This is a genomic window from Saliphagus sp. LR7 (genome assembly GCF_003344565.1).
Lineage (GTDB): Archaea > Halobacteriota > Halobacteria > Halobacteriales > Natrialbaceae > Saliphagus > Saliphagus infecundisoli.
This window is the reverse complement of record NZ_QPND01000012.1, coordinates 29,515-51,320: the sequence shown is the minus strand read 5'-3', so window position 1 is coordinate 51,320 and position 21,806 is coordinate 29,515. Positions and strand designations below refer to the sequence as shown.

Sequence of the window (21,806 nt, the reverse complement as noted above, 5' to 3'; positions counted from 1 at the left end):
GGATTGGATAGCTTCCAAAGAGAGCTAACCAACGCTACAGAGAGCGTAGCGCCTATTCGATCAGCTCACAGAATTCATAGATATACTTCCGAACAGTTAACTTGAGTTGGATCTTAGAAGTCGGCATGTACGACTTGACCGGCTTCCAGCGGGACCTCCTATATGTTGCGGCTGGATTGGACGAACCCCATGGTCTCGCGATCAAGGACGAACTCGAGAAGTACTACGAAGTCGAGATCCACCACGGGCGCCTCTACCCCAATCTCGATACGATCGTCGACAAGGGCCTCCTCGAGAAAGGCGAGAAAGACCGACGAACGAACGTCTATTCGGTTACTCGTCGCGGACGACGTGAAATCGAAGATCGTCGTGACTGGGAATCCCAGTACGTCGAGGATATCCTCTAACGAATCCGTCCTCCTCCTCCTGCTCAGGATATAACTCACATCTGGCCTTGTGCAACAGAAGTCCTCAATTTCAAAGGAGCGTTGCACAAGGGTCGAGAGCACCACCTACTCAGACGTGATTTCAGGTTCGCTGCAGGATCGTCTTGCTCGGCTCAACTTCAAGCGATAATTTCGGTACGAGTGGGGCTAAACCTCGCGTTACTTTGGACTGCGAACGTACCGTTGTACTCCATTAGCACCAATCGTTTTCACCGGGTGGCCATTCGCACGCATTCCTGCCGTGAGGTCGTTCTCATCAATATAGATCGAGAGGCATGCGTAGTTGCAGAAATACGATAGCGAGCCGCAGTCGGCGGCACAATCTCGTATACAGATTGGGTCGTGGTCAAAAATACGGAATTGACAGTACGTACACTCTTCGTTAGGTCAAGCGGTGCGATCGTTTCGGTTCCTTATGATAAAAAACAAACCATAGAACGTGTTGTGTGAGTAACTTCGGAGCAATGAAACCAGTCAGTTCTTCATCTGTGCGTAATATCGGGCTCAACATCACCTTGAACCACGGATTAAGCAATACGATCGTTCGTCTTGAGCGACGGCCATCTCGATTCCATCATAAATTCGAGAGCGGCACGAGAAAGAGTACAAGAAGTAATGTGATGAACGCGCCTGTGAGTCCGAAATAGTAGAAGGAGTTGATAAGAAGACCAAGAATGACGAGATTTACTAGATAATTCAGATTCCATTGTATTGTCGGGATGTCCTCGCTCATTGCCACAGGGCTGGCACGCGTAGATGAAGAATCTGTGGGCAGTTAATTCGTGGTGTGTGCGTGTTTCATGTGACCGCCCTCGTCACTCCCCGACTCCAAGCGGTGGAGCCAGTAGAGGAACAGGAAAAAGATCGTTGCGAGGACGTTCAACACCATCTTGTAGTTCATCTCGATGCCTACCTCGGCGATCTGGACGCTCGATGGATCTGGGATGACACCCGCGCCGAGGAAGATGAAATGGATACTGAAGCCAGTAAGAACGGCCGAGAGGAAGATCATCCCAGAGAGAATGGCTGCGAACTTCGTGCCGTAGTACTCGCGATAGGCGTCCACGATCGGTGGCACGATGAGGTCTGCATAGATATACGACAGGACCGACCCGAACGGCAGACCGTTCGCGTAGAGGACCGCACCGAACGGAACGTTCCCGACCGAACAGACGAACGTCACCACACCGATGACTGCACCCAGTACTGCCGTCCAGAAGATATACACTGGCAGGCCGAACGTCGGTCCCGAGAACACGGATGTCCAGACGCTCTCGGGGATGAACCCTGCGATGAGACCGGCGAAGATAAATCCAATAGCGATTTCGTCCCAAAGCATCCCCCACTCTGACCACTGTTTGTCCGCAAGTGCTTTCCAACCGGAGAGCGACGTCGCTTGCTCGCGGATGGTCGTATTTGCCTCTTCAGGCTCGAAGCTATCCTTACAGGACTGCGAGCAGAAGTAGTACGTCTGGCCGTCGTGTTCGATCGAATAATCCGCTTCCTCAGGATCAATTTCCATCCCACAGACTGGGTCCTGGACTGTTGAGTCGGTCTCATCTTGGATGTTCTCTCGAGCCTGTTCGATGACCTCGTCGGGTGTGAGATACACGAACCCGAACGCCATCAGACCGATGAGCATGAGCCCACCGACGAGGTCAGCGACCAGGAATTGCCAGCCAAGCAGGAGGTAGATGACGATGCCGATTTCGATGACGAGGTTCGTTGACGCGAACATGAACGCGCCAAGCGTGGCCGCGGCCGATCCACCTTTCTTGAAGAGGTTCTTTGCCGTGGCGATAGCGCTGTACGAACACGACGAGGAAACGAATCCGAATAGGGACCCGTACCCAATTTCTCGGAGGCCATGCCCATCTAACAGGTCCGTAACCTTCTCGTCTGACGTCCAGGCTTCAACGCCGCCGGCAATTGCGAACCCGACGACGAGCGCCCACCATGTGATCCAGGCCATCGCTATAGTTGTTGTCACGAACTGGCGCGTGCTCTCGACGAAGAACGGCCACAAGGACTGGGATGTCGTGACGACACCGAGCGCAACCGTCGCGAGCGCGATGACTGCGAGGATTGCGTAGTCCTGATTATCCATGTTCGGACTTGTGGTTCCTGGTTTTACGGAGTTTCGGCTAGTATATCAGTGATAAACGGGTGTCGAGATGGTCCGTTCAAAACGTGAGGACGGCCCTACGTTTCTTATCTAAAACGGAGCCACAATATTCGGCTGAGATAGAGATTTTGAGCAGGAATTTCCCAGTGTTCACCGGTGAAGACCTTGGTTTATCTACTCCTCAGGTCTCTAAGGTAGAACACGGTAAATCGGACAGAACGTATTGCTCTCTACCCATGACTGAACTCGATTCGGCGGATGCAGTCATCCTGACTTGGAATAGATGGTGTAGTTCAGTTAAATCACATTTAACACCTGATCAAGGGCAGCTGAGTCAACAAAAATGATTACGTGGTCACCTGGTTCGACAACGGTTGACCCACGTGGTGTAACGAGTTTTCCGCCTCGAGAAATAGCTCCAATCACGACCTCGTCAGGGAGATGAGTTACTGCGGTACTGATGTCATGGCCCACAAGAATACTGTCCCGATCAATCTCAATTTCGATGACCTCCGCACGGTCATGTTCGAGCATCGCGATTTTTTCGGTATAATCGGTCCGTGTGAATCGAATAATCTCTTCAGCCGTTTCTTCACGAGGATTTACCGCAACGTCGACACCGACCGCCTCGAAAAGATCTGTGTAATCAGGGTTTTCGATAACGGCAACGGTTCGATTGATGTTGAGTCGACGAGCGAGTAATGAAACTAATAAGTTCTTATCATCATCTCCGAGAGCTGCAACAACGAGATCTGCATCGCCGATATGTTCGGTCTCTAGAAATTTGACATCCGTCGCATCACTCTCTAATACGAGGGTGTTTGGAAGTAGTTCAGCCATCTCCCGAGCACGGTCATGATTCTGCTCGATTAGACGAGGTTGATACCCGTGTTCTTCGAATTCGCGAGCCGTTTGGAACCCAATTTCACTGGCTCCAACAATGACGATTTCATCAGGTTTGATCTCATCTGTAGGGGTGATATCTGTCGCGAATGACGTAATCGATTCTGGGCTTCCAATGACGACGACTCGATCACCAGTACGAATCGTAGCGTCGCCTGCAGCGATTTGCATCTCATCGCCACGAAACAGAGCTGCAAACGTCAATGAATCATATTGGTCGGCTTCTTGAATCGTTTGGCCTGCAATCGGGCTGGTCGAATCGATTTCGAATTCGGCCATGCGGACGAGTCCACCAGCAAACATTTCTACGTCCTGTGTCGCGGGGAGCCCTGCAATACGGAAGATGGCTTGCGCTGCAAGGAGATCCGTACACACCATAAAATCAACACCAAAAGCACCTTGAGATCCTTCCCAGGTAGTAAGAAGCGTCCGCTGACGAACTCGGGCGATGGTAAACGCATCACTGGCAGTTTTTGCAGTCCCGCACACCACTACGTTTACCTCATCGGAGTCGGTGCAGGCAATAACCAATTCTGCCTTCTTAACCCCTGCTTCCCGAAGAATCTTCTGTTCAGTCCCATCACCGTGGATTGCAAGGACGTCCAGTGAGTAGGTGAGTTCATCGATTATTGAGTCATCGTTATCGATGACAACGACGTCGTGTGAATCTTGAAGATTGGCAGCAATGGAGTGGCCAACCTGACCGGCGCCAACGATTATTACGCGCACGCGCTCCACCGTCCTTGATGATGACTACGATAGGGTCCTCTCTTCCTAATCATCATTCTCTGTCCCGTAGAATTACTTGGCAGGACATTCGTAGAATTCTGCTCTTCAGGATTGAGGTGTGAATTATCGCTTTCTGCGACAATCGCTTGTCGAATTAATCTAGGTGGAGGCTGGGTGACTGGGCTCAGTCTGTTTGCGTCCATACAAATCGTCTCATTCTCTATGATCTTATCAACAGGGGTATCTGGGCTAGTTTCCTCGTTAGCGAAGATCCCGTGAGAGTTAGATCAGCTGATTCGTCACTCGTATTATATCTAATTTCGGATGTTAATACTCTGCATATAGCAGGATTGGATTACTATTACCTATAAGCAAAATATTGAGATTCCCCTATTGGTTCTTATGACGCGTTTGTTTCGGAAGACTGGGAAGGGCCTTTAAATGGTGTTAATGCATCCTCAGTATCAACACCCCGAGAAAGTAATGTTACAATGTCATCTGTTTGGAGAATAGTCTTTCCCTGTGGGGTGAGAAGTTGGTCGTCACGCTCGATAGAAATCATCAGAATTTCTTCTTCGAGGATGCCGTCAGCGACGGCTTGTTCGATTGATGTCCCCACGATTGGTGCTCCCTCAGCGACTGTGATCTCAATGACGTTCGCATTCCCAGCAAGACTAATGAAATCGGTCGGCCCACGCGGTTGCTGTTCATTGTCTGGACCGAACGGCATGTAAGGGTCGTCAGATTCGTTCCGGATAAGATGTTCCTCCTCGATCTCGAGCCCAATTTCCGATAAGGCATGTGCAATACGCTGGAGTGATTCGACATTTTCACCAATAGCTTTCACGTGGAGGTTCCGCTTCCCGCTCATCAACTCTCGGACATTGATAACCCCTGGAATCGATCGTATGTCATGAGCAATGGGCTCCCGTTCAGCAACTGGCACAGTGCAAATATAGAGGTTCATCAACCGCCCTTCAGCGCGCTGAAAGTCAATGTTGGCCGAGTATCCACGGATAATTCCGTTCTCTTCGAGTTGGTTGATTCGGTTCCGAATTGTGCCCGGCGAAACATGCAATCCTTCGGATATTTCGGGGGCTGATATTCCTCTCGCATTTGTCATCAGCCAATAAATTGTACGCTCATCGATTTTATCGAGACGAACCCCTCTATTTAGTTCAGCCGTCATAGTCTATTGTTCCTATCTAGCCTACATAGGGGTTCTGCACATTAAGTAGTCACTCTTCAGTATCTTGTTGATCAGTCTCATTGACCTCACCGAGATATCTCCACCGAAGTCTCGTTCCACCCTCGAATCGAGGCTCCTCTTGGACGTGGTAGAGAAATGGCCCATGTGGACACTCATCGCAATCCTTCCCGCACGGTTGTCGTTTCACGACGAGCGTGTACTCAGGATATTCTTCAATTCGAACGATTTCTTCGCCTGACGCGGCCTCGATTTGGTCGCTCAAACTCGGGTGAGCATATTCGTATCGCTCCTGTGCATAGTCGATAAGGGTTTGCAACTCTTTATCGTCTAGTTGGTTGACCATCTCTATAACGGTCGCTGGAAGCGCACCTGGGGGAGCCGGTTCAGTATCTTTTTCTGTCATTTTTGATGTATGTTGGTTTGATTGATTTCATGTGTAAAGGTCAAACCATCTGAAAATGGTTCCCAGAAGTACAGCAACTGGGATAATCTCCAGGCGGCCAACCCACATATTCACAATGAGCATACCTTTTGCAACACTAGGCATTTCTGGTCGGACGACCCCAGCATCAAGTCCAACGTTGCTCTGGGCACTCATCACGTCGAATATAATGTATTCGACTGGGACCGCGGATGAGTGGGTCCTCAGTAGGACAGCGACGCCGATAATAAGGAATGCGATCCAAAGAATGAATACGACGGTTGCTTCCGTATATTCCCGCTGAACCTGTTGTTCATCGAGTGTTCGCTGACCGATTTTGAGGCGTCGAACTGCACTGGCTGGATAGAACACATCCTGAATCTGCCAGGCAGTCCCTTTCACGAGCGTGATGACTCGGATGAGCTTGAGACCGCTGACCGTTGACCCGGCCGAAGCGCCGGTGAGCATCCCGAGACACGCTACGAATGTCGCTCCGGCAGTCCACGCCCGTTCAGTCCCGCTTCCGATCGTCGCCGTCCCGAATCCAGTATTCGATGTCGCTGAGACGAACTGGAACAGTCCGATTCGAACGGTCTCTTCGACTGTCTCATACTGGTTGTTCAAGAATAAGATTGCAATCAAGATGATCGATCCACTACCGAACCAGAGAAATACCCACCTGGTCTGGATATCGGTATAGAGGTTTCGCAATTCTCCTTTAAAAATCAAATAGTGAATCGGAAATGCGATGCTCCCTGCAACCATCACCGGTACGACAGCGTATTCAATGAGCGGACTGCCATAGTGTGCGATCGAATCCGCGTGAACCGAGAATCCACCGGTAGAAATCCCGGTCATACCATGGTTGATCGCGTCCCACAACGGCATGTCGACGAGAATAAAGAGCACGATCGAGCCGATCGTCAGCCCGAGATAGATTTTCCAAATTTCCGTTACAGTGTTGACGATGCTCGGGTGGATTTTCTCTGACCGCGCTTCGCTCTCGTAGAGAGTGAGCGAGCCGCTTCCTGGACGAGCAAGAATGGCGACGGTCAGAACGATGACTCCTACGCCGCCAATCCATTCGGTGAACGATCGCCACCACTGTAGCGACCGTGGAAGTTGCTCTTCGACGGCAGCCATTGTGAGCCCTGTCCCGGTGAAGCCGCTCATACTCTCGAATACCGCGTCAAGTGGGTTAAGGAAAATCGCCGTCGTATCATCAAGCGGTGGAGTGTTCATCCATGTGGGAAACGGATCAACTACCATCGTCCACGCGATAAGCAGAAACGGGATCCCGCCGAGAACGCCTACAGTTGCCCATGCGAGGGCTGCAGTCACCATGGCCTCTAGTTTTTCTGGCGATGATGCATCACGATAATGTCGAGCCACAATAAGGCCGAGACCACCCATTATGACTGCAGATACGGCAAACGATGGTATTGCGTAATACTCTCTGTTTATGCCCGCGATGACGATCGACACAACTAGCATCAACGAGACGACCTGAAGGATACGGCCGACGTCGCGTGCAACCGTTGGGAGTGTGATCATAGTTACAGCAGTGGTAAATCCTTAGTCACCATTCGTCTCGTGACCGAAAGCTGAAAGAACAACGTCTAACTCTTCGTCGTTGACGAGGACGGTTACGAGATCCCCTACTGTCATCACTGTATTGCCTTTTGGCGTCAACACCTCGGAATCGCGTTTGATGGCAGCAATGAGAACATCTTCTGGAAGAATCCCTGCCTCTCTGATGCCCGACAACGACTGCTGAGTTACTGGAGCGTCTTTTTGTGGTTGGATTTCAATAAACTCTGAATTCTCGCTGAGTTCCATGAAATCCTGAACTCCAGGGTAGCGGACCGAATGATACAGGTAATCTGCAATGAGTCGCTGTGGATTCTCGATGATATTGACGCCAATCTGTTCGAAGATAGGGATATGAACCGGATCGTGGACGACACTGACCAATGATGGAACGTCGTGTTCGCGCGCAAGTAACATCACCATGGTATTCACAGCGTCGATGTTCGTAGTACTGATAACTGCGTCAGCACGAGCGACGCCGGCTTCCTCCAGTAGATTGCTTTCCGTGGCATCAGCGTTGAGAACTAAGCAATCGAATTCACTCGAGATCTCGTTTGCGACCTCATCGTTCTCTTCGATGACTACGACGTCGTTGCCTTCGCCAGTCGCCATTTCGACTAAATTCCGTCCGATCTTCCCTGCACCAACGATAATCAGATACATTATACTGACACCTTAGTAAGTCGTTTCTTCCGATGTTGCGGCGGGTTCGACGGCCACTGACCTTCTTGTTTCTGCTCCTTCTGATGGCGTAGTCACAGGGAGTAATTTTTTGAAGACCAATATAAGGCCATCGATACTGTGCGAGCAGAAATCTAACTCCGAGAAATTGCTTAACTAGCACCCGTTGGCTATATTCTACAAGATCATATCCCAGAACGTGGTTATGTCTGTTATTATTACAATCGTATGTGAACTCAACGAGTACACAACTAAAGACAGAATACGTCTCAAAGGCTAACTCGTCGATATTGAATTGAATCTATCGTAGATTTCGGGAATGGACAGATGATTTTCAAATAGCTCCTGAGATGGAGTTATCTTTCTCCGTCGACTGTGATCAGTAAGGCGAATGCATGAAATTTGTTATTGTCCCATATCACCAATATTATAATCGTCAGTTCTCACATGTCTCATGATCACCTATCTATAGACTGCAGTAGCCTTTTAGATTTGGATTCTCCCATTCAAATGTGGTAGAAAAAACTCGCACTCTAGATTTCAAGATCGCATTTGCCCTCGGTCTTGGGACGATGATTGCTGCCGGTATTTTCTCACTCTCAGGCCGGGCAGTCTATGAGATCGGCTCCAGCGCCGTTATCGCATTCATCATTGCGGCAGTTATTGCTGGTGTTACCGCCGCTAGCTATTCGGAGTTCGCCTCAATCTATTCCGAAAACGGAGGGGGATATCTATTCTCCTCACGTACGTTCGAGAATGAATATCTCCTGTTTGGTATTGGGGCATCACTGTTCATGGGGTACTGTGCTACTACAGCCTTTTACCTCGGTACGATGGACCACTGGGTTGAACAGTTTGTTTTCATGCCAGCTCTTGAGCTAATCGGTTTCGGTGAGATCCATCTACCGGGTGGGATCTGGGGCATCCTCACGGCACTCTTGCTCGGTGGTCTCAACGCTCAGGGGACCGAAGAAAGTGGCACCTTCCAATTGATGGTTACCGGTGCAAAGGTCGCCGTTTTACTGGCTTTCATCGGGGGTGCCGTCGCCTATGTCGGACCTGGCCAAGCAACGGGGACATTCGCTACTGAGTTCCAGTTCGGCGATCCCGCTGGTATCGTTTCGATTGCTGCATTGGCCTTTATTACCTTCTTTGGCTTCTCCGCTATTGCTGCCAGCGCAGGCGAGATTATTGAACCTAGGAAAACTGTCCCAAAAGCAATCGCCGCTTCCATCCTCACCGTTACCGTTCTCTACACGTTCGTCATTGTTGCGATGGTCAATGCTCCGGTTGACGACTCAGTATTGCGGGCTGGAGAGACGGCAATGGGGACGGTTGCTGCTTCGTTCTTGGGTCCAGCTGGTCAGGCACTCATAGTCGCAGGTGCCATTTTCTCGATGGTATCTGCCTCAAACGCATCGATTCTTGCAGCCTCAAGTATCGGCGACCTCATGGGGCGACAGGGACAGGCTCCACGATCGTTCTCTCGTATCCACCAACGGTATAATACTCCATTCTGGAGTGTCGTTGCAGTTACTGGCGTGATCGTGATATTGATCACGGTCTTTGTCGGTCTCTTTCCGGCCGAAGGTGGACTTACAAGTGCGGTCCCATTCGCACTTGGCCTCAACGGGTTGACTGGCTTCGCGAACATGAATTTGCTCGCACCGCTGGCTGTCGTCAACGTTGCGCTCATTGTCAACCGACGACGATTTCCCGATATCGATCGACCGTTCGCAGTACCGGCATTGCCGTGGCTTCCGATCGTTGGAATCCTTGCTAACCTCGCGTTGATAACCAATTTACCGCCAATCGGCATTCTTGCTGCGGTAATCATCGAAGTGACCTTCGTTGTGGGATATCTGATCTGGGGTGGCGCGCCCGATCGAGAAAATCTCGTTGAGCGAACCGTCTCTGCTCGGCAAGTCACCACTGAAGGTGCCACAAGACGCGTCGAAACTGCGGGTGCACCTGCAGTTAGCGGGGAAGAGAGCCCCTCTGAGGACGCCACGATTGACTCTTCGGTTGCCACCGCAGAATCAGTCTCCGGGGACCGCTATGAGATTCTCGTTCCGGTCGAGCGACCCAACCGAGCAGCTCACTACGCTCGTTTGGCAGCCGATGTCGGAAAGTTGTATGAGGACGACCCAGTCGTCCGCCTGCTCAACGTCACGGAGATTCCAGAACAGACAGAGAGCTCTTCTGTTGTTGATACTGCGACCAAGCGCGCCGACCGCATTGAAGAGGAACTTGGCGATCTTCGAACGGAGATCGATGCATCAATTCTTGTCGAGGGACACATTAGTCGCGACGTCGCGTTTGATATCCTTACAACTGCTCGTGAAGAGTCAGTCGATCGGATCGTCATGGGATATCCAGAGGAGCGACCAGATATTACCGAGTCAATCGAGTACAAGGCGCCGTGTGATATGATCTTTGCGAGTGAATTGAATAACGCCCTCGATTTCTCGACGGTCACTATCGGTGTTGGAGGTGGACCTCATCATGAACGGTTGGTCGAACTGGCGAACCAACTCGCCAATCACGGAACCACCGTCCACATTGTTGATGTCGAACCGACGGGGAGGAGCGGTACTCCGGAGGATGTCGAGTCGACGCTTGAACGGTTTGATGACCGTGACAGTGTCGAGGTACATACCATCGAGTCTGACAAGGTCGCTGATGCGTTAATCGATGTTGCAACGGCGGTAGAAGGGGCATTGATAGTTGGTGCCTCTCGAAACCGAGTGTTCCGTCGAGCAATCTTCGGGAGTAATGCCGATCGAGTGGTTCAACGTAGCTCTGAACTCGACTTTCCGGTACTCGTCTACGCTAGCCAAAGTGGACTTCGCAGCCGGATGGAGTCGATATTGTTCACGCCGTATAGATATCTATTGAAATGGACTCGGAACTAATAAAGGCCATATACTCATTTCTCACCCCCATACGATAAAGACCGAAGGTATGGGGTGTGGTGTGCGGATGAATGTGGTGAATTTGCTGAAAATGGGCAAAATTCGTCAACCAGCTCGTGCCAAATAAGAGTGAAATCACAACCAAGATTTACAATATGGCGGTGCCTCGGTTTTCATGGGATTAGAGATGATTCTCATCATCGGTGCCGGAGACGTTGGCTCGAATATCGCTGCCGACCTCACGGAGACGCACGACGTTACAATCATCGACCGAGATCCGGATCGAATCGACGCTCTGGCGACTAAAATAGACGTCTCAGGAGTTGTCGGTGATGGACGCTCGATACCTGTACTTCAAGAAGCAGGTATCGACAAGGCAGAAATCGTCGTTGCAAGTACCGACAGTGATGCGGCTAATGTCATGGTCTGCAACGCTGCCAAGCAGGTCGGCGATCCGTCCACTATTGCTCGAGTCAAGGACGTCGGGCTCTACCGAACTTGGCAATCGCTTGATAGTGGTCTCAGCGTCGATACGATGCTCTGCATCGACGTTCTTGCTGCTGAAGCCCTCACCCGAACTATCGCACTCCCTGGGGCTCAGGCCGCTGATACTTTCGCCGACGGCCAGGTAGAAGTTGCCGAGTTCGAGATCGGTGGCGACACGCCAGTGACCGATCAAACCGTCGCGGAGGCAGACCGGTATGCATCGGCAACGTTCGCAGCAATCTTCCGTGATGATAATATAATCATCCCAGAGGGGGACACGGTCATCCAGTCTGGGGACTGTGTCGTCGTGATCGGAAGTTTGCACAGCGTCAGCCGGTTCGCTGAGGCAGTTTCCTCTCAGCCGACGTTGGATACCGACGACGATGTCGTAATCGTCGGAGGAGACGAATTGGGGTACCAGATTGCCAAGCAATTCGAGGATCGAGGCTGGACGCCCCACATCGCCGAACGCGAATCCGACCGGGAAACTCAACCTGCGACGCGCTTTACAGAGTCTTCAGTGGCCGGGCCCGATAGCAGAAATGTCGAGGGATTCAGTCTCGATCGGCTAGCAAACGCCGATCTGCTCGTCGGTGCTGCTGACGATGACACTAATTACCTACTCACGCAAGTAGCCCGGGAATATAACGTCACCAAAACGGCTGCTATTGTCAATAACCCAGCCATCGTTGAGCTGTTCGAGGGCGCCGCTCTTGATGTCGTTGTCCATCCTGAGGACATCATTGCTGGAGAAATCCTCCAAGCAGTGTATGGATCTGATTCCGAGAACGTCAGCGTGCTTGAACACGATGATGCCGAAGTCCTTGAGATTATCGTTGACAACGAGAGCGTCCTTGCAGGGACTGCTCTCAGAGATATATCTAATCATCTGCCAACTGGGGTCGTCATCGGCGCCATTCTTCGCGAGGGTCAATTACAAGTTCCACGCGGAAACAAAATCATCCAAACTGGTGACCGGATAATTGCATTTGTCGACGCTGAAAAGGCCGCAGAGGTCGCCGGCCTAATTTGAACCAGCGATAGATGTTCGTGGTGCAGAAGTCTTCTCAGCCCTGTATTTACTGACTTGGTAGGAGAGATAACGAATACCATTGGTCTTGTGAAGCATGTTATTGGTGACTGTAGTCCAGATCAGGTTTAGGTGAGATACCTACACTCTCATCTCCTCGCTAGCCGTTATTTTTCCGTCCAATTGCTACTAGCCATCTACAATTATATCGGCGAGGCCCTCCGCTAACAATCCACCTCTGAAGAAAGAACATCGTACAGGTGACGAGAAATGAGATGCTCCCCTCGTTTCTCTGTGAGTGATTCAATCGATATTGAACAAGCTAGCCTTGAGACGTATTCTGTCCTCACGCCGATCCACTATTTGCCCAGGATTTCTACCGGGGTTGTTATATGTGGGGTGTTCGATGGCCCGGACATGAGCAAGGGTGGGAGCGACGAGGAACTCGCGAAGGACCTCGGGCTCGTCTCCGCGATGACGATCGGAATCGGGACGATGATCGGCGCCGGGATCTTCGTCCTGCCCGGCGTCGCCGCCAATGCTGCGGGGCCGGTCGTCGTCGTCTCGTTCGTCGTCGGTGGACTAATCGCGATGGTCAACGCCCTCTCGGTTTCGGAGCTCGGGACCGCGATGCCGAAAGCCGGCGGCGGCTACTACTACATCAACAAGTCCCTGGGACCGCTGTTCGGCTCGATCGCCGGCATGGGCGACTGGATGGGCCTTGCGTTCGCCTCGGCGTTCTACTGTATCGGCTTCGGCCAGTATCTCGCCGTCTTCGTCCCCCTCCCCGAGATCGCCTTCCTCAATCCCATCCAGTTGGGGGCGCTCGTCGCCGGCGGGATCTTCGTCGCCGTCAACTACATCGGCGCTAAGGAGACCGGCGGGATCCAGACGGTCATCGTGTTCGTGCTGCTCGCGATCCTCAGTGCGTTCGCCGTCGCCGGCTTCGCCTCCTTTGACTACCCGACGCTCGCAGGCGAGGACGGACTCGCCCCCTTCGGGATGGGCGCGATCCTGCCCGCGACCGCGCTCGTCTTCGTCTCCTTTCTGGGCTACGCGAAGATCGCGACCGTTGCCGAGGAACTGAAGAACCCTGGACGGAATCTTCCCATCGCGATCATCGGAAGCGTCGCCATCGTCACGGTGATCTACGCGATCCTCGTAACGACGATGCTCGGGGTCGTCCCCTGGCCCGACCTGAGTCAGGATGCCCCGGTCGCACAAGCTGCAGAAGTGGCATTCCCCTCGTCTATCGGCCCTATTGGTGGGGTTGCTGCTGGCGCGGCAGCGATAATGACCATCGGCGCGTTGCTGGCAACGGCGTCGTCGGCCAACGCCTCGATCCTCGCGTCGGCCCGGATCAACTTCGCGATGGGCCGGGATCGGATCGTCACCGACTGGTTGAACGAGATCCACCCGAGCTTCGCGACGCCCTACCGGTCGATCCTCGTCACTGGCGGGATGATCGTCGCGTTCATCGCTCTGTTAGGTCAGGATATCGAAGTCTTAGCAAAGGCTGCGAGCGTCCTCCACCTGATCGTCTACGCGCTGATGAACGTCGCGCTGATCGTCTTCCGCGAGGCTGACGTCCCCGAGTACGATCCGGACTTCCGGGTTCCGTTGTATCCGGTAACGCCGATCCTCGGGGCAGTCCTATCCCTGGGGCTCGTCGCGTTCATGGAGACCCAGGAGATCGCGCTCTCAGTCGGGTTCGTCGCCGCTGCCGTCGTCTGGTACTTCGTGTATGCGCGCCGGAACACGACCCAGCAAGGCGTCCTCTCGGACTACATCCGCCACCGGGAGGAGGACCTTCCCGACCGGGTCGTCGATGCCGCCGACGCGGTCTCGCCCGACGGAAACGAGGGGCCGACGATCATGGTCGCGGTGTCGAACCCGCGGACCGAACGCGCACTTATCACGCTCGCGAGCGCACTCGCTGCCCATGAGGGCGGGCACGTCCTCGCGACTCACATCATCTCCGTCCCCGACCAGACCTCGCTTGAGACCGCCGCCGAGAACCAAGCGGACCTCGACGCGGCCTCGGAGGGCCTGCTCGAGGCCGCACGGGAGGACGCAGCGCCGTTCGACGTTCCCGTCGAGACACGGACGATCCTTTCTCACCGTGGGTTAGAGGAGGTCTACGACGCAGCACGAACGAACGACGCCGACATGGTCGTGATGGGCTACGGCGGCGCCCGCTTTACCGGCGGGCGTGCGGAGGGCGCCATCGACGAACTGACCCACGACCTGCCGTGTGACTTCCTCGTGTTGGACGGGGCAGACCTCGATCCCGAACGGGTTCTCGTCCCCACAGCAGGGGGAGGGTCCTCTGACCTCTCCGCGGAGGTCGCCCTCGCACTCCGGGAGACCGCCGGCGTCGAGGTGTCGTTGTTGTACGTCGCGGACGAGGGCGAGGAAGGGGAGGGTCGCGAGTTCCTCGACGAGTGGGCGGCCGAACACGGACTGGCCGACGCTGACCTGCGCGTCGAGACGGGCGATCCCGAGGCGACGATTGAGCGCCTCGGTGCCGACTACGACCTGGTCGTCCTCGGCGCGACCGAGCAGGGACTCTTGGCACGCATCGTCGAGGGCTCGCTCGTCTTCGACGTCCTCGAGACCCTGGAGACGCCGGTATTGCTGACCGAGCGGCCATCGTCGCGGTCGCTCCGGAATCGGCTCTTCGGCCGCGACTGAGCCAGACACTCGGTTTTGAGTTCAGTCCAAGGTGCTGAAGCCCAGAACTATTGCTTCCAGAAGGGGCCCGTGAACAATACAAGGACTGGAATGATTTCTAATCGGCCTGCCCACATCAAAAACACCATAATAAGTTTTGTTGAGACAGGAAATTCGAGATAACTTCCAAAGGGCCCGAGGATACCGAATCCAGGGCCGATATTTCCAATCGTAGCCAGGCTTGCGCTGAGTGCTTCGAGTATCGAGAGATCGAGACCAGCGCGGCCTGCATCGAGAACGATTACTACCGTCGCAACTCCGAAAAGTAGCAGGTACATGAACGTAAATCCGATAATCCCACGGAGTACATCCTCATCAACGATATACCCACCGAGCCGGATTGGTCGTACAGCGTCAGGATGGGCGGTGGTATAGAGTTCTCGATGGACCGTTTTGAGGACAACCACCCATCGGATAACCTTGATCCCTCCACCAGTCGATCCAGCAGAGCCACCGATAAACATCGCAAACAGGAGCACGGCTTGCGCTGTTGCGTCCCACTGTGCGAAATCGCTGGTCGCGAACCCAGTGGAATTCATCAACGAACCGATCTGGAACGCGGCTTGTCGTGCTGAATTTTCAAGGTTCCCTTGCGTCGTCCCGCCGAGTTCTAATGCTGGGGCAGCTCCGGTGAACAGAAGCCCCCACAGAATCAGAATTAAGCCGGCGATCGCACCGAGATAGACCTGGAACTCCCGGTTTTCAATAAATGACCGGTAATCTCTCTGGAGAACATAGTACCAGAGAGCGAAGTTGACGCCCGCGATAATCATAAACGGAATTACAACCCATTGTACGGCAGGTGAAAACGCCGCGATACTCGCTGCTTCTGGGGAGAATCCTCCTGTTGGGAGGGTAGTAAACCCGTGGGCGACAGCATTGTAGACTCCCATATTGGGTGCCAAGCCGATCCAATGCAAAATCAGAAGTATGCAAATATAGAGGATCGTGAACCCAAAATAGAACATCCAGAGGAGGCGAGCAGTCTCCGCGATCTGAGGCGTCAACTGTTGGAGTTCAGGGCCTGGGGCTTCGGACTGAATTAACTGAGCCCCATTTACTGCAACCTGTGGAAGAATCGCGACCATGAGGACGATAATTCCCATGCCGCCGAGCCACTGTGTAAGCTGACGCCACATGAGGAGCGCATGTGAGTGTTGCTCAGTCGAGATATTGCCCATGACGGTTGCCCCCGTCGTCGTAATGCCTGAAGTCGATTCAAATAACGCGTTCGCTGGATGAGCGAGCGTTGAATTCGTTCCGTACCCGGCAATTAGATAGGGAATTGCTCCAATCAAACAAACTGCTCCCCATGCTAGGGCGACGAATAACAACGCTTCGCGTGGGTGGAAATCTTCCTCTTGTCTCAGCTGTTCAAGTGCTGCACCAGCCCCAACTGTAATCACAATAGTAAGGATGAAAGGAAGGATCCCCTCTCGGTAGAGAATGCTGACAACAAGCGGGATGCATAATGGGAGGGCGAGATATTTGAGAACCGTCCCAGTCAACGCGAGGCTTTGTTTCCAATCGACTTTTATCGACATGGCCGACCACCGGTGACATCTCTGAAACCAAGAGACATAAGGCCGAAAACTCAATCTCTCTCAATGAACCTTCCGATACAATGTATCCCAACAATAAGCCAGCCATATAACGCTTTAGTTCTTTCAACTAACCGGTAGCGCGGAGTCCCCTTCCTCAAGCGCGAGCGAAGCGAGCGATAGGGAGGGGGGAGAGCGCGTTGCGAAGCTGTGCGAAACCGATCATACGGCCGGTCCCGTCGTCACATATCGTCTGAAGCGGGCTACAGACAGCCCGGCAACGGGTGCCGAACCACTATTTCGGTGCGGGAACGGGTTAGTTCCTCGCTCCGGACGGGCCGCCGTCAACCGGCCCCGAAGGACGGACCGACGACGCGACCGCTCCGAGCCGGCTCGTCCGGCCGCGAAGTCTCCCAGATCACGTCCAATTACATTGCCTCTGCCGACCGACCGCACCGGCACAAAAGTCGGTCCGGGACCACAACTCCCGACCGAAGCCACACAAGCCCCGTCCACAGAACGCCGAAGGCGTTCAGCGCGGGGTAGTTGACAGAGATTTCGTTGACAAGATACAGGCCGGTCGGCCTAAGGGGGGATTTATTGTCGCGCAACTCCAATTGTTTATAATGGATTGGCGAAGCATTATCGTGCCTAAGTCATCCAATCAGATCCTTCTAATAGTGTTACTATGGATCGGTGTGACAGTCGCGATCGCACAGGTATTTAATTCTCCATGGGTCCGGTGGGAAACACTCCTTGGGAGTGCCATCATATTCGTATGGGTGGCATGGGCCGTGTACTACCGACTTGATCAATACCAGCAAGAAGAATATGCTCGCAACAGGAATAACAAGTTGTGAACCGTCTCAGGGTTCGTTCTTGAGGCAATCGTTCTATTCAACCTGGAGAGATAGTTCGGATCGCCCTTAAAAAATAACTACTTCTGAAGGCATGAAAGAAAGTGAGTTCTTAACACTGGGGAGTGCTTCTATCGACTATGGAGGAGCATATCAACAGTGGATTCGAGGACTTGCTTGACCATGTTCTCCTACCAGTTGCCCATGAGGAAGACGCTCGAGAGACAGCACTCGCACTCGAGCCGTATCAACCGCGCCGAGTAACTACGCTCCACGTCGTCGAGAAAGGAGAAGGTGTACCGGACAAAACACCTGTCGAACAGTCGGAAGCGATAGCAGAAGAATCGTATGCCGCTGTCCGACGTGTATTCCCCTATGCCGAGGATCATACGGCCTATGAGAGGGACGTTGTCGAGGCGATTATCGACGCTGCTGATGAAGTTGACGCGAGTGCCATCGCGTTTCGCTCTCGGGGGGGGAATCGGCTCGTACATTTCCTCTCGGGAGATCTTTCTCTCAAGCTTGTGACGAACGCGGATCGGCCTGTGATCGCCCTTCCGCGTGGAGACACCTGAACCGGTGTTCTACATCTACATTGCCTGTACGTAACGATGGGGTGGTCCGACGGCGTGATCCAACCGCCTCGTCACATCCAGATGTGAACTGAACGTCGTGGCGGAATGTTAATCTGACAGCAAAACGTATCTCTTCCGAGCGAGTCGAGATGCTCAAAGAGTCGACGGCGATAGAGAATATGTGGGCCAGGCACTCTAATCCAAAGAGCGGGTGGAGTCGAATGGCCGCAGGGTTCGTGGCTGTAGGCGCAGTTTATCATCGGAAATGGAAGTTGTTGGGGCTCACTCTCCTGTTCTTACTCATCAATCCGGTGCTATTCCCCGAACCACGTGAAGAGGTGGATGACTGGATGTACAAGGTCGTACGTGCTGAAGAACGCTGGACTAACGACGGACACCGTCTCATCGGTCTCGGCTACCCACAGATCCTCAACACTGTGAGTCTCCCAATCGGCCTCTATGGCCTCTACGCGGCGTACAAACGCAAACCTGTCTCAACGGTGGTTTTCACACTCGCCTCACAAGGACTCAATCAATGGTGTTTGAAGGAGATTATCGAGTACTACGAAGAAGCTGATTCGCAGTAAGAATCGATCCCATATCTATCCTCCGCCCAGAACCATACGTGGTTCACCTATACGTAACGCTAAGTGATTCGATCGAGGTAATCCAACCGATGCGTTACCGTGAGTTTCGAGCACAGCGTCAGCTGTTCACGTTCGCACGTGGCAGTTCACTACGTGAGGCCCCACACGACACCGAGAATGATACCGAGGCCCATCCCAACCGAAATACCTATCGCGATCTCGCCCAGTGCGAGCCCAAGAGCGACTCCTAGTAGCGGTCCGAACGCAATCCCCAGAGCCATCTTCTTCGAATCAATTTGGTCGTCTTCTCCGTCAGACACGTGCTGTCTTTAGATTTCCCGTGAGATAAACTCAGAGATCGAATGGCGAGGCAATTTCCTGATGTGACGTCGTAGGTCTGTCTCTACGCCCACCTTGTGCAACATCGGATGGTCATCTCCCTCCAATTGTTGCACAAGGCTCTGCGTCCAACCCTATTTTCCATCTACACGCCTGAGAATAGCGACTAGTGTCGCTTCAGTCGTGAATCGCTAGATACTACTTTGGTCCATCTACCGGTCAAATCTAGCCGTTAATGGCTGAAGACCCACTAGTAGAGGGACAGCAGATGATGGTGTGTACTCCCCGGAATCGTCCTCCATATCGCCAGCCTCGTCCAACGGCTCGGAATCCCCCAAGAGACAATCGCGCTCTTTCGCGAGGGGACTGTCGTGGTCTACGTGAAGCGTCGGTCGTGCTGTTCGTGATGATCGATGTTAGAATCAGGTTGGCTGACTAGCTCACCACCTCGCTGCTGTTCAGCGGGGAGGACCATTCCTCGTATTCGGCTTCCCACACTCCGTATCGATACTCGTCTATGGCTTCTGGTTCGACGTAGAGCGGGATTTCGACCGTGAGGGTGTCCCCAGTGGCTAATCCAGCGATTTCGATCGAGTTTTCGGTGATGAGTTCGCCATCGAGGTAGCCCTGTCCGCCGACACGGAGATACGAGAGATCGTAGCCCGTTTCGTTGCGAATCTCCCCGAGGATGATAACCTCTGAATCACCGTATTCCGTCTCGAAGATTTCGTGATCGGTCTCAATCCAGGTGACGTGCTCGGTCGGATCATCTGGGCGATCGTCAGGCACGTCACTGGATTCGTTCCCGCCAGTCTCGTTCTCGGCACTCCTGTTGGCCTCTGGTTCGCTTGCAGGGCTCTCGTCGGTCTCGTTCGTTGCGTTCCTCCTGGTCTCGTTGCTGTCCGTCTCGTTTACATCGTCGAGGAGCGGGCCGTCATCAGGTTCGTAGGGTTCGTCCGAGTGGTTACTCCTGTTGGCCTCCGGTACTGGCTCGCTCTCGTTCTTGCTGTTCTCGTCGTCCTCGAGCGGGCCGTCGCCCTCACCATTGTCGGTATCGGCTAGCGGACCACTGTCATCGTCGCTCAGTTGCGGCCTACCCTCGTCCGAACCACCGTCGGAACCGGATTCCCGATCGCCCCTGTCTGGCATGAGGCTCGACTGTCTCGCGACCTCGTAGGTGCCGAGACAGCCAGCGATTGCGATGAGCGAGACGCCGCCAGTCGCCAGCAGTTCTCGTCTATTCATTGTTTGAAACCGTGTTGATCGTCAGCTGGTCCATCCGCGGAGTTTCGCCGCCCATCAACGCACTCGAGGACACTGGATTCCACCCGACGACGTTGACCTGCATCTCGCGGAAGTCGATCGAATCCGTATACGGCGAGACGTATACTGCGTTCGCGTCCTCGCGAAGCGTAATCACACACTCCTCGACGACCGCTGGGCCGGCCGGTGCCGACCCACCTTCGCCGCGGGTGCCAATTCCGTACGTTCCGCCCGCGCCCCCGGCCTCAGAAAACGCGATTTCGATTTCACAGTTGCGAACGAGTTGCGGACCGTCCTGAAGCAGGATTCCACGTGGGGCGATGTAGACACCCTCCGGCTTGTGGTCGATCAGTACGTAGCAGTTTTCGACGACGGAGCCTGGATACGGCCCGTCGAGGGCTTCCTCTTTGTCGTCGGTTCCATCCACCCACTCGACAGGCTCCCAGTCGTCGCCTCCGTTGTTCCGAATCTGGGACCCGCCGCCGTTCCAGACGGTGCATCCCGAGACGATCTTTCGGCCGGTGCCCCCTCGAGGATAGACCGTGTTATCGGGCCAGGGTCCACAGACCATATTGCGGATGACTGTCGTCCCTTGCTGATCGGGATGGCCAGTGAACCCCGTCGAGCCCCAGCTTTGCCCGAAGTCAGGATGCTCGGGGCCGTCATCGAACCGGCGCTCTTCCCGGGTGTTGATCGTATCGATGTAGTGGAGCCCGCCCCCGCGCATATCGATCGAATCAACCAGAGCGACCGAGTCGGGCTCGGCAGACGCCACACGCAAATTGGCGAATGACCCGAGGGAATGCGTTCCGTGGAAGACGATGTTCCGGATCTCAGCCTGCCCGTCGATAAACGCATTGAGGCCCTGCATTCCCGCGTCCTCGTGCCACGCCCAATCGAAGATAAGCCCCCCAAACACGAAATTTCCGTGGTGTGGCCGTGACGACGTCCCGATACGGAACATCATCGTGGTGCCGCTGTACTCTCCCCGATCGACCGTATGCCGATGGATTGCCTCGACCTCTCCATGGCGAATCACAGCCCGATGGCCCGTGATCCCGAGGTTTCCCCTTCTCCCGGTCGCCCGGAACCCCGAGTTCATCTTGTAGATGCCTTCGGGGAAATGCAACAGCGTTCCTGGCTGCAGTTCGGCGTTCAGGATCGAGTCGATTGGTTGCTCGCCCGTCGGATCAGCACCGACGTCAGTTGCGACGACAACCCGATCGAAGTAGTCGGCGTACGCCGAGGGGTCGAGCGATGGCGGCCCCATCGCCGTCCCTGCAGTCCCTTCCATGCTCTCGATACTCTCGTTGAGTTCCGCTTGTGATTCCTCGAGGTCTTCACGAGAACATCCGGCTAGCCCGAGTCCGGCTGT

At 53.8% G+C, this 21,806-nt stretch carries 16 protein-coding genes; 6 read left to right on the top strand and 10 right to left on the bottom strand.

Annotated features, from left to right (window positions below; translation table 11 throughout):
* Positions 1-125: 125 nt before the first annotated feature.
* Entirely contained in the window at positions 126-407 is a 282-nt protein-coding gene (locus DVH23_RS15630; protein WP_114578367.1) for a PadR family transcriptional regulator, read from the top strand.
* Positions 408-1,221: 814 nt separating this feature from the next.
* Here DVH23_RS15630 and DVH23_RS15625 read toward each other — a convergent pair.
* The 6 genes from DVH23_RS15625 to DVH23_RS15600 all read right to left on the bottom strand — a co-directional run bounded on the left by DVH23_RS15625 (position 1,222) and on the right by DVH23_RS15600 (position 8,087).
* A complete protein-coding gene (locus DVH23_RS15625; RefSeq protein ID WP_114578366.1) occupies positions 1,222-2,553 on the bottom strand; it encodes a permease in 1,332 nt (443 codons plus the stop codon).
* A 315-nt stretch (positions 2,554-2,868) separates the two neighbouring features.
* Positions 2,869-4,203, bottom strand: coding sequence for a Trk system potassium transporter TrkA (gene trkA, locus DVH23_RS15620; protein WP_114578365.1), 1,335 nt, complete (start codon positions 4,201-4,203; stop codon positions 2,869-2,871).
* Positions 4,204-4,603: 400 nt separating this feature from the next.
* Positions 4,604-5,392, bottom strand: a complete 789-nt coding sequence (locus tag DVH23_RS15615) for an Lrp/AsnC family transcriptional regulator (RefSeq protein ID WP_114578364.1) — start codon at positions 5,390-5,392, stop codon at positions 4,604-4,606.
* 49 nt (positions 5,393-5,441) lie between these two features.
* Complete coding sequence (locus tag DVH23_RS15610) at positions 5,442-5,816, bottom strand: hypothetical protein (RefSeq protein ID WP_157972416.1); 375 nt, start codon at positions 5,814-5,816, stop codon at positions 5,442-5,444.
* Positions 5,817-5,843: 27 nt separating this feature from the next.
* Entirely contained in the window at positions 5,844-7,388 is a 1,545-nt protein-coding gene (locus DVH23_RS15605; RefSeq protein WP_232833770.1) for a TrkH family potassium uptake protein, read from the bottom strand.
* Between the two features lie 21 nt (positions 7,389-7,409).
* Positions 7,410-8,087: a TrkA family potassium uptake protein gene (locus tag DVH23_RS15600; protein WP_114578362.1), complete on the bottom strand. Its 678-nt coding sequence runs from the start codon at positions 8,085-8,087 to the stop codon at positions 7,410-7,412.
* A 530-nt stretch (positions 8,088-8,617) separates the two neighbouring features.
* On the opposite strand from DVH23_RS15600, the gene DVH23_RS15595 reads away from it, so the two are divergent.
* From DVH23_RS15595 to DVH23_RS15585, 3 genes are all read left to right on the top strand, one after another.
* A complete protein-coding gene (locus DVH23_RS15595) occupies positions 8,618-11,020 on the top strand; it encodes an amino acid permease (RefSeq protein ID WP_114578361.1) in 2,403 nt (800 codons plus the stop codon).
* Positions 11,021-11,195: 175 nt separating this feature from the next.
* Complete coding sequence (gene trkA, locus DVH23_RS15590; RefSeq protein ID WP_232833769.1) at positions 11,196-12,539, top strand: Trk system potassium transporter TrkA; 1,344 nt, start codon at positions 11,196-11,198, stop codon at positions 12,537-12,539.
* 414 nt (positions 12,540-12,953) lie between these two features.
* A complete protein-coding gene (locus DVH23_RS15585) occupies positions 12,954-15,230 on the top strand; it encodes an amino acid permease (protein WP_114578360.1) in 2,277 nt (758 codons plus the stop codon).
* Between the two features lie 47 nt (positions 15,231-15,277).
* On the opposite strand, the gene DVH23_RS15580 is transcribed toward DVH23_RS15585, so the two are convergent.
* Complete coding sequence (locus DVH23_RS15580) at positions 15,278-16,813, bottom strand: TrkH family potassium uptake protein (RefSeq protein WP_114578359.1); 1,536 nt, start codon at positions 16,811-16,813, stop codon at positions 15,278-15,280.
* 994 nt (positions 16,814-17,807) lie between these two features.
* Between DVH23_RS15580 and DVH23_RS15575 the strand changes: the two genes are divergently transcribed.
* Positions 17,808-18,242, top strand: coding sequence for a universal stress protein (locus tag DVH23_RS15575; protein ID WP_114578358.1), 435 nt, complete (start codon positions 17,808-17,810; stop codon positions 18,240-18,242).
* Between the two features lie 149 nt (positions 18,243-18,391).
* Complete coding sequence (locus DVH23_RS15570; RefSeq protein WP_114578357.1) at positions 18,392-18,829, top strand: DUF6653 family protein; 438 nt, start codon at positions 18,392-18,394, stop codon at positions 18,827-18,829.
* A gap of 149 nt (positions 18,830-18,978) precedes the next feature.
* Here DVH23_RS15570 and DVH23_RS24305 read toward each other — a convergent pair whose 3' ends face one another.
* The 3 genes from DVH23_RS24305 to DVH23_RS15560 form a co-directional block, all read right to left on the bottom strand.
* On the bottom strand, positions 18,979-19,149 hold the full coding sequence (locus tag DVH23_RS24305; RefSeq protein WP_198667948.1) for a hypothetical protein: 171 nt from the start codon (positions 19,147-19,149) through the stop codon (positions 18,979-18,981).
* A 454-nt stretch (positions 19,150-19,603) separates the two neighbouring features.
* Complete coding sequence (locus DVH23_RS15565) at positions 19,604-20,413, bottom strand: hypothetical protein (protein WP_114578356.1); 810 nt, start codon at positions 20,411-20,413, stop codon at positions 19,604-19,606.
* Complete coding sequence (locus tag DVH23_RS15560) at positions 20,406-21,725, bottom strand: hypothetical protein (RefSeq protein WP_232833768.1); 1,320 nt, start codon at positions 21,723-21,725, stop codon at positions 20,406-20,408. Before DVH23_RS15560 ends, DVH23_RS15565 begins: the two co-directional genes overlap by 8 nt.
* Positions 21,726-21,806 lie beyond the last annotated feature (81 nt).

What these genes read in the sequence shown, in the direction of transcription:
- DVH23_RS15630 (WP_114578367.1), top strand. Translation starts at nt 126, where the DNA reads ATGTACGACTTGACCGGCTTCCAGCGGGACCTCCTATATGTTGCGGCT.
- DVH23_RS15625 (WP_114578366.1), bottom strand. Translation starts at nt 2,553, where the DNA reads ATGGATAATCAGGACTACGCAATCCTCGCAGTCATCGCGCTCGCGACG.
- DVH23_RS15615 (WP_114578364.1), bottom strand. Translation starts at nt 5,392, where the DNA reads ATGACGGCTGAACTAAATAGAGGGGTTCGTCTCGATAAAATCGATGAG.
- DVH23_RS15610 (WP_157972416.1), bottom strand. Translation starts at nt 5,816, where the DNA reads ATGACAGAAAAAGATACTGAACCGGCTCCCCCAGGTGCGCTTCCAGCG.
- DVH23_RS15605 (WP_232833770.1), bottom strand. Translation starts at nt 7,388, where the DNA reads ATGATCACACTCCCAACGGTTGCACGCGACGTCGGCCGTATCCTTCAG.
- DVH23_RS15600 (WP_114578362.1), bottom strand. Translation starts at nt 8,087, where the DNA reads ATGTATCTGATTATCGTTGGTGCAGGGAAGATCGGACGGAATTTAGTC.
- trkA (WP_232833769.1), top strand. Translation starts at nt 11,196, where the DNA reads ATGGGATTAGAGATGATTCTCATCATCGGTGCCGGAGACGTTGGCTCG.
- DVH23_RS15585 (WP_114578360.1), top strand. Translation starts at nt 12,954, where the DNA reads ATGAGCAAGGGTGGGAGCGACGAGGAACTCGCGAAGGACCTCGGGCTC.
- DVH23_RS15580 (WP_114578359.1), bottom strand. Translation starts at nt 16,813, where the DNA reads ATGTCGATAAAAGTCGATTGGAAACAAAGCCTCGCGTTGACTGGGACG.
- DVH23_RS15575 (WP_114578358.1), top strand. Translation starts at nt 17,808, where the DNA reads ATGGAGGAGCATATCAACAGTGGATTCGAGGACTTGCTTGACCATGTT.
- DVH23_RS15570 (WP_114578357.1), top strand. Translation starts at nt 18,392, where the DNA reads ATGCTCAAAGAGTCGACGGCGATAGAGAATATGTGGGCCAGGCACTCT.
- DVH23_RS15565 (WP_114578356.1), bottom strand. Translation starts at nt 20,413, where the DNA reads ATGAATAGACGAGAACTGCTGGCGACTGGCGGCGTCTCGCTCATCGCA.
- DVH23_RS15560 (WP_232833768.1), bottom strand. Translation starts at nt 21,725, where the DNA reads ATGGAAGGGACTGCAGGGACGGCGATGGGGCCGCCATCGCTCGACCCC.